Genomic DNA, 4,065 nt, shown 5'->3' on the forward strand with positions numbered 1-4,065 from the left:
GTTTTTATAATTTCAATTTCGATCGGCTTACTATCCATCTCTATCTCCTATCTATTAATCAACTCACCACAGCCCACCTTGATGGACTGTAATTAGTTAACTGTGCCTGCTTTTAGCCACGTCAGGCGAGGTGGTTCCTTACTTTCCACAGTCAAGGAAAATTGATATATTGGTTATTCCACAGTCAAAATAAGGAATGTTTTATGTCAGATGAAGTGAACCCAAAAAACTACCCAACATCTGCCGCCTATCAATTAACACTGGAGATGATTAAGGCTGGCTCCTTCACTTGCGAATCACATGGAGGAAAAAGAAAAGCCCTTGATGTTATAGATTTTTTTAATGCCCTTAATGAGAGGTTTGAAAAGTTACAAGATAATTAACTTTCCATCATTTTTATAAAGCCAGTAGCTATGGTTTCAGCCAGATTTGATAGTCTGGCTTTTTGGTCATTTACATATTCGCCATCAACTGCTCCAGCCTCTCTAACAATAATTTGCTTGTATGCATCAAGCGCCGCCTGCCTTACGTCAACTGGTAACTCTTCAAATTTCATCTTACTTCTCCTATTTATCTCGCCGTCACCCCGAACTCACTCGGCTGTTTTGTTTTAAGTGCCTCACGTCGTGCATCTCTGATCTTCATTAATTCTGAATCAGTTGATTTTGCGTGATACTGATTGATATGTGTGAGCGGGATTCTCACGTCAAATTTAACTTTGCATACAGGGCAGGTGATGATGTATTTCATTTGCTACCTCCGATTAAATGACTTATGCAAACATTGATGTTTCATAAATCATCTATTAGTGCATCTCATTGCCGTTCTTACCTGAACCCGCCGAGTGCCCGACGCATGGTTTAAAGTCGCGCCGTTCGACTATCTTTTATCTCTGGTTTCCCTTCGATGTGGTTTAATATAGCTAAAGTTATTATTGATGTAAATAGCCTGAGATATATAAAAGCTATATTTGGCTATATATTTTTGTTTTAAAAGGCTATTTATTTTTTAATTTTTTATTGAAATGTGACGAACGGTGATTTTTAGGTATAAAAAAGCCCTCATGAAGAGGGCTTGGGTGGTGATTCTCTTTTTATATTAACATTACAGACATATTGAAAACTCGGCCTACAACTTTTACGCTTTCAATATCTGCTATTTCGTCAGGGTAATCTACTGAATTGTAACTCCTGATTATCAGTTTGCCGCCAGGCTGCCTTAATAAGACCTTTACTCTAAATAGATCATCTTGCTCTATAAAGTACACTCCTCCATCAACAATTTTCTTATCGTTGCAATTCACGAAAACCGTTGTTCCGTTGGGTATTATTGGCTCCATGCTCTCACCATGAACAGGAAATGCACACACGCCGCTTGGTGATATTCCATATCTTCTTAGTGTTGATCTAGAAAATCTTAATTTAAAGTTATTATGATCTTCGTTATTTGTACAGCCAACCCCCGCAGCTAATTCTATACTTTTAAAATAGGGCACTTCTACCTCATCATCATCTAACGGAGTTGAATTTCCCCACTCAGATACTTCTCGCATTGATAGCTCATCTTTACTAACACCATCCTTTTCTTTTTGTAAGAAATCAGGAATAGCACCACCTCCAGTCGTTAGCCATACAGGGTCGACGTTTAGTGATTTAGCTATCTCTACGGCCTTTCTTGAACTTTGAGCCTTTCCAGACGTGAGTTTCCAGACGCTAGGTTGCGCCATCCCAACTGACTCAGCTAATTCAACCTGAGTCATTCCTCTCATCTTCATGGCTAAGTTTAGCCTTTCTGCAAATGTCGTATTTTTCATAATTTCATTATATAGCCGAGGTTATTTTACAACAAACAGCTAAAGCTATTTACTTCGCGAATAACCTTGGCTATTATTAGCTATATTCCAACAGCCGAGGTTATTTATGAGAAATAAATTAATTGATAAGGCTATTGGCATGGTTGGTAGTCAGCAGAAACTGGCTGAGATATGTAACGTAAAACAACCTTCTGTATGGGCTTGGTTACATGGAAAGAAAAAACCATCTGCCACTAGCGCAAAACGCATTGAACTAGCAACAAACGGAGTAGTTCAAGCGAGCAAGTTAAGACCTGATTTACACGAAATTTTTAGTTAATCAGATCGCAAAGCAGTAACTGAACGGCACAGTATATTGTCGGCCCCGAGGATCTGCCAAAACGGATGGCTAAAAGTCGGATGAGGGAGAAAGAGACACTATCCCGACAATTATCAACAATCCGCTCATATGGAATGAGCCACGGATCATTACTGCTGTTCCCAATATGGGAAGTAATTTAATAAGGAAATTAAACCATGGAATACACAAATACACGCAAACAATTTAATAAATTCATTTCAAATCACTTGATGGCTTCGGCATTACAGGCATTGAGAAATAAAACTCAGTCGGTGGTCGCTAAAACATTAGGTGTTCATGACTCAACTATCCTACGCAGAACTGAAAAATATCCTGAGATATGCGAGACATTAGTTGCATCAGGGATAGTCGATTTTGTGATGGAAGGAGAGAGGAAAATATCAGAGGAAGAATACCGCTTTTTATGGAAACAAATAGGTGAACTGTCACAGATGAGAACAAAAGAAAACGCCCCGATTGTTGGAGCAACCGAGGCGCATTAACAAATGGACTTAACCATTTAGACTAACAAATACACTGTATCAATAACCAGTAATTACGACAAGGGGAATTTAGGTTTCTCTTGTCTGATACAGCTTAGGAATAAGGGAATTATACCATGAAACAACGATTTAATCATAGTGCTGTGCATAAAAACAACGCTAGAAATCGCTTTAACAGATTGGTTACTCAGGACGGTGTTAAGTGTCTAAGAGCAATGCTTGAAGACGCGAAAATACGCACCGAACATCGTCAACAGGTACTAGGAGGTAAGAGCGATGAGAGATAACGTTGCATATGCAGTTTTTGGTAATCAACGACGGCAAGAGAGGCCTAACGTGGCAGATCTTGATAATGGGTATTCAAGGGTAGCAAACGAGATACTAGAAGCCACTATGGCATCAGGATTAAGTGAAACTGAACTCTGTATTATTTTGGCCGTGTGGAGAAAAACATATGGCTATAACAAAAAAATGGATTGGATTAGCAATGAGCAACTTGAGTCGATGATTCTTAAGCATAGTACTCATTGCTCTACAGCAAAAAATCAGTTGATCACAAAGAAAGTCCTTATACAACAAGGAAGAAAAGTAGGAATTAACACTAATCTATCTGAGTGGGAAACTAAAAATAACGGATTCAGTAAAACATTAGCTAAACCTGCTAAGAAAACATTAGCAGAAAGCGCTAAACCAACTAAGCAGAAGGTGCTAAACACAAAAGACAATAATACAAAAGACAATAAAGACAAGATCCCCCTTACCCCCGCAGGGGAAAATATCGCTCTAGAAATTCTCGATTATTTTAATCAGCTAACCCATTCTCAATTTCAATCTACTGAACCCATCCTAAAAGCACTTAACACCATCAAGGCTAAAGGCGAATGCTACACACCTGATGAAATTAAACTTGTGATGGAGTGGGCTGTTAAGACTTGGAGGAATGGAAAAGATTTAAAACCGCAGAGCTTGTGTCGAATGACTCGCTTTGATGGATACCTATCAGACGCTCTCAAGTGGAAAAGCCGAGATGGTATCAACCCTGTCGATTGTCCTCATGAAGAATTAATTAAAATCTGGAACAAATACGTTCCTGAAAGAGCCATTGATTTTCATGAGTGGACATCACGCAGACCTGCTTACAAAGATTTGGAAGCTGTCTGGAATGGAAAAACTAACAAGGGGCAGTGGCGTGAAGTAAAACACATGGACACCTGCTTCAAGTTGATATCTCAATCAAGTTTATTCACTGGCTTACAAGACAAGGGATGGTTAACCCTTGACTGGATCTTAACACCTACAAGATGGTCGCAAACCTACGAACAAGCCAAGCGCGAATATACCGAACGGAAAAAAGGGATTGTTTAATGGAAAATAAATTCACGGATTATTACTCAGAGCAGGCTGTCATT

Annotated in this window: 7 protein-coding genes; 4 read left to right on the forward strand and 3 right to left on the reverse strand. The window is 39.1% G+C overall.

The window, feature by feature from the left end:
* Window positions 1-203 precede the first annotated feature (203 nt).
* Window positions 204-383, forward strand: a complete 180-nt coding sequence (locus ABN256_RS18720) for a hypothetical protein (RefSeq protein WP_349439899.1) — start codon at window positions 204-206, stop codon at window positions 381-383.
* On the opposite strand, the gene ABN256_RS18725 is transcribed toward ABN256_RS18720, so the two are convergent.
* From ABN256_RS18725 to ABN256_RS18735, 3 genes are all read right to left on the reverse strand, one after another.
* A complete protein-coding gene (locus tag ABN256_RS18725) occupies window positions 380-556 on the reverse strand; it encodes a hypothetical protein (RefSeq protein ID WP_349439900.1) in 177 nt (58 codons plus the stop codon). The genes ABN256_RS18720 and ABN256_RS18725 overlap by 4 nt on opposite strands.
* A 14-nt stretch (window positions 557-570) precedes the next feature.
* A complete protein-coding gene (locus ABN256_RS18730) occupies window positions 571-750 on the reverse strand; it encodes a hypothetical protein (RefSeq protein WP_349439901.1) in 180 nt (59 codons plus the stop codon).
* Between the two features lie 343 nt (window positions 751-1,093).
* Complete coding sequence (locus ABN256_RS18735; RefSeq protein WP_110229457.1) at window positions 1,094-1,813, reverse strand: XRE family transcriptional regulator; 720 nt, start codon at window positions 1,811-1,813, stop codon at window positions 1,094-1,096.
* A gap of 106 nt (window positions 1,814-1,919) precedes the next feature.
* Here ABN256_RS18735 and ABN256_RS18740 point away from each other — a divergent pair, with 106 nt between their 5' ends.
* The 3 genes from ABN256_RS18740 to ABN256_RS18750 all read left to right on the forward strand — a co-directional run bounded on the left by ABN256_RS18740 (window position 1,920) and on the right by ABN256_RS18750 (window position 4,021).
* Window positions 1,920-2,132, forward strand: a complete 213-nt coding sequence (locus ABN256_RS18740; protein ID WP_110229456.1) for a transcriptional regulator — start codon at window positions 1,920-1,922, stop codon at window positions 2,130-2,132.
* Window positions 2,133-2,329: 197 nt separating this feature from the next.
* Window positions 2,330-2,656 (forward strand): CII family transcriptional regulator, encoded by a 327-nt coding sequence (locus ABN256_RS18745; RefSeq protein WP_049220837.1) that lies wholly within the window; start codon window positions 2,330-2,332, stop codon window positions 2,654-2,656.
* A gap of 276 nt (window positions 2,657-2,932) precedes the next feature.
* Window positions 2,933-4,021 carry a replication protein gene (locus ABN256_RS18750; RefSeq protein WP_349439902.1) on the forward strand — a complete coding sequence of 363 codons (1,089 nt, stop codon included), beginning with the start codon at window positions 2,933-2,935 and terminating at the stop codon, window positions 4,019-4,021.
* Window positions 4,022-4,065 lie beyond the last annotated feature (44 nt).

Origin of the sequence: Proteus sp. fly-1008 (genome assembly GCF_040140305.1) — a bacterium.
Classification (GTDB): Bacteria; Pseudomonadota; Gammaproteobacteria; order Enterobacterales; family Enterobacteriaceae; genus Proteus; species Proteus vulgaris_B.